This is a genomic window from Cumulibacter manganitolerans (assembly GCF_009602465.1).
GTDB classification, from domain to species: domain Bacteria; phylum Actinomycetota; class Actinomycetes; order Mycobacteriales; family Antricoccaceae; genus Cumulibacter; species Cumulibacter manganitolerans.
In genome coordinates this window covers 1-3,315 of sequence record NZ_WBKP01000104.1, presented here as the reverse complement: position 1 = coordinate 3,315, position 3,315 = coordinate 1, and the positions used below count along the sequence as shown (strand labels likewise).

The window sequence follows — 3,315 nt, the reverse complement described above, 5'->3', positions numbered from 1 at the left end:
GGACGCTCTGCCGGGAGGCCGCCGCCGACGACGGCAGGCCGCCCCCGGCTGCGGGCGCGTCCTGGCGGCCGATCGCGTTGGCGCGGCCGGGGGCCGCGGGCTTGGCGATGGACGTCGGCTCCTCCTCGAAGCCGGCGGCGATCACGGTGATCCGCACCTCGTCGCCGAGGGCGTCGTCGATGACGGCGCCGAAGATGATGTTGGCGTCCGGGTGCGCGGCGTCGGAGATGATGGTGGCCGCCTCGTTGACCTCGAACAGGCCCAGGTCGCTGCCGCCGCACATCGACAGGATGACGCCCTGGGCGCCGTCCATCGACGCCTCGAGCAGCGGGCTGGCGATCGCCTGCTGGGCGGCGGTCACCGCGCGGTTCTCGCCGCGCGCCGAGCCGATGCCCATCAGGGCCGAGCCGGCGCCGGACATGACCGACTTGACGTCGGCGAAGTCGAGGTTGATCAGGCCGGGGGTCGTGATCAGGTCGGTGATGCCCTGCACGCCCTGCAGCAGCACCTGGTCGGCGAGCCGGAAGGCGTCCATCATCGAGATGTTGCGGTCGCCGAGCTGCAGCAGCCGCTCGTTGGGGATGACGATGAGCGTGTCGCACTCGTTGCGCAGCTCCTGGATGCCGGCCTCGGCCTGCGTCGAGCGGCGCTTGCCCTCGAAGGTGAACGGCCGGGTGACGACGCCGATGGTGAGCGCGCCGAGCTTGCGGGCGATGCTCGCGACGACCGGCGCGCCGCCGGTGCCGGTGCCGCCGCCCTCGCCGGCGGTCACGAAGACCATGTCGGAGCCCTTGAGGACCTCCTCGATCTCCTCGCGGTGGTCCTCGGCGGCGGTGCGGCCCACCTCGGGGTTGGCGCCGGCGCCGAGGCCCTTGGTGGCCTCTCGGCCGACGTCCAGCTTGACGTCGGCGTCGGACATCAGCAGGGCCTGAGCATCGGTGTTGATCGCGATGAACTCGACCCCCTTGAGGCCGACCTCGATCATTCGGTTGACGGCGTTGACGCCGCCGCCGCCGACACCGACGACCTTGATTACGGCGAGGTAGTTAGGGGAGGTCATCGCGACCTTCCTTCCTTGCGTTGCGATGTGCGGATTCTTGGCCTGTACGCGCCGGATCGACGTCCCCTTCCCCAGGAACGAACCGTAAACCTTTAGTAGAGGTTTATAGTTATGTCAACCTGCCGCTGTCTAGAAAGGTAGGTGAGCCGGGCGGTGGATCGTGGGAGACACGCGGGCGACACGCCCGCAAAATAGATCTGCGGGGCTGCGGGGAACGCTCGTCGGCCGATAGCGTGCCCCACTGCCCCGCAGGTCGGATCGCGGCCTCAGGCCTTCGCGCGCGGCTCGCGGCCCATCGCGTAGAACTCGTGGTTCGGCTGCAGGCCGCCCCAGTGCGCCAGCCGGTTGCTCATGGCGAAGAACGACACGATCGCGCCGACGTCGGCGACGTCCTCGTCGCTCAGCCCGGCGTCGCGCAGCCTCTGCTGGTCGGCGTCGGTCACCTCCGCGGGCCGCACGGCCAGCTTGACCGCGACGTCGATGACCACCTGCATCCGCTCGTCGAGCTCGGCCTTGCGCCAGTCGATGGCGAGCTGGTCGGCGATCCGCGGGTTCTTCGAGCGGATCCGCGCGATCGCGCCGTGCGCGATCACGCAGTACAGGCAGTCGTTCTGGGCGCTGGTCGCCACGACGATCATCTCGCGGTCGGCCTTGCTCAGCCCCGGCGTCTGCCGGTCCATCAGCGAGTCGTGCATCATCATGAACGCCCGCCACTCCTCCGGCCGGGCGGCGATCGCCCGGAACACGTTGGGCGTGAAGCCGGACTTCTCGGTGACCTCGGCGATCTTCTCCTGGATGTCGGCAGGGAAGTCCTCGACGTCCGGAATCAGCGCGCGGGTCGCGATCTGGGGGTCGGAGTGCAGGGCCATGGGTCTCCTCGGGTCGGGCAGGAAGCTCGGTCTAGCTCCCCCACTGCCCCATGTGTATCACCTCGTGCGCGGGGCGCCGACCGCGTCCCACCGAGGGCGACCGGGGATCGCGCCCGGGATCCGGGTGGCCGACTGACACGACGCCGACGGGCTGCCAGCCGGGCGGGACGCCGAGCGCGGTGCGCACGGCGGCGACCCGGTCCGGCGGCACCCCGAAGAAGCACGCGCCCAGCCCCTCGTCGACCGCCGTCTGCAGGATCAGCAGGACGCCCATGCCGCCGTCGACGTACCAGAACGGCGCGCTGAACGACCCCGCCGCCGCCTTGTCGCGCTCGGCGTAGCGCTCCCGGTACGCCTGCTCGCTGCACCAGCAGGTGATCAGCAGCGGCGCCTGGCGCATCCGGGCGAGCCAGCCGTCGGCCGGCCGGCTGCCGGACGTCGCGGCCCAGAACCGCTCGCGGTCCGCGTCGTCCTCCAGGACGACGTAGGCGGCTCCCTGGCTGAACCCGGCGCTCGGCGCGCGCAGGGCGTTGCGCAGCAGCCGGTCGCGGGCCTCGGGCGGCACGCGGCGCTCGGGCCGGTAGGCACGCACCATGCGGCGCCGGCGCACGACCTGCTGGAAGTCCATCTACTTGATGACGATCGCCGTGGGGCTGGAGATGTCGTACACCGATCCGCTGTGCTCGAGCACCGCCGGCAGCATGGTGAGCTTGTCGTTCATCCTCGACGCGTCTCCCCAGATCACCTCGCGGCCGTCGGTCAGCACCAGGGTGACCTGCGCGGCGGACTTCGCGGTCACCTTGCCGACCAGCGCCCGCGTCTTGGCGTCGAGGCCGGCGATGACGTGCGCCGCCTCGCGAGTGGCGTGGTCCCCGGCCGAGGCGTGCTCGACCTCCAGCGGCAGCAGCTTCGCCGCGTCGTCGCCGATCCGGCTCGCGCGGGCGTACGGCACCCCGTCGGCGTCGAGCAGCCACGGCTCGCCGTCGACCGGCACCGTCGCGATCGGCGTGCGCTCGGTCACCCGCACGACCAGGGTGCCGGGCCACGACCGGCTGACGCTCGCCCTGGCGACCGGCGGGAGCTGCTCGACGCGCTTGCGCACCGAGGAGGTGCTCACCGACACGAGCGAGTCGTCCGGCCCGAGGCCGACCGCCTCCCGCACCTTCGCGACCGAGATGACGGACGCCCCGGTCACCTGGACGTCGCGGACGCCGAAGAACGACGACGAGAACAACGCCCACGAGGCGAGCACCGCGACGACGAGCGCGACGGCGGTGTACACCGCCCACCGGGGAAAGCCCGGGTTCAGCGGTGAGCGGCCGCCGCCGATCCGGCCGGGGCGACCACCGCGGGTCGGCCGCGCGCCGCGGCCGGCTGCGGAGGCCC

Annotated in this window: 4 protein-coding genes; all 4 read right to left on the bottom strand. The window is 71.9% G+C overall.

The window, feature by feature from the left end:
• The coding region (gene ftsZ / locus F8A92_RS18225) for a cell division protein FtsZ (RefSeq protein ID WP_153506602.1) at positions 1–1,060 on the bottom strand (1,060 nt) is incomplete at its 3' end.
• Between the two features lie 266 nt (positions 1,061–1,326).
• The gene (locus F8A92_RS18220; RefSeq protein ID WP_153506601.1) at positions 1,327–1,929 is read right to left on the bottom strand and encodes a peroxidase-related enzyme; all 603 of its coding nucleotides are present in this window, start codon (positions 1,927–1,929) and stop codon (positions 1,327–1,329) included.
• Between the two features lie 31 nt (positions 1,930–1,960).
• Positions 1,961–2,557: a nitroreductase family protein gene (locus F8A92_RS18215; RefSeq protein ID WP_153506600.1), complete on the bottom strand. Its 597-nt coding sequence runs from the start codon at positions 2,555–2,557 to the stop codon at positions 1,961–1,963.
• The coding region (locus F8A92_RS18210; RefSeq protein WP_153506599.1) for a cell division protein FtsQ/DivIB at positions 2,558–3,315 on the bottom strand (758 nt) is incomplete at its 5' end. It lies immediately after the preceding gene.

Bases quoted from the DNA above. Each gene is read 5' to 3' on its own strand.
- F8A92_RS18220 (WP_153506601.1), bottom strand. From the start codon at position 1,929: ATGGCCCTGCACTCCGACCCCCAGATCGCGACCCGCGCGCTGATTCCG.
- F8A92_RS18215 (WP_153506600.1), bottom strand. From the start codon at position 2,557: ATGGACTTCCAGCAGGTCGTGCGCCGGCGCCGCATGGTGCGTGCCTAC.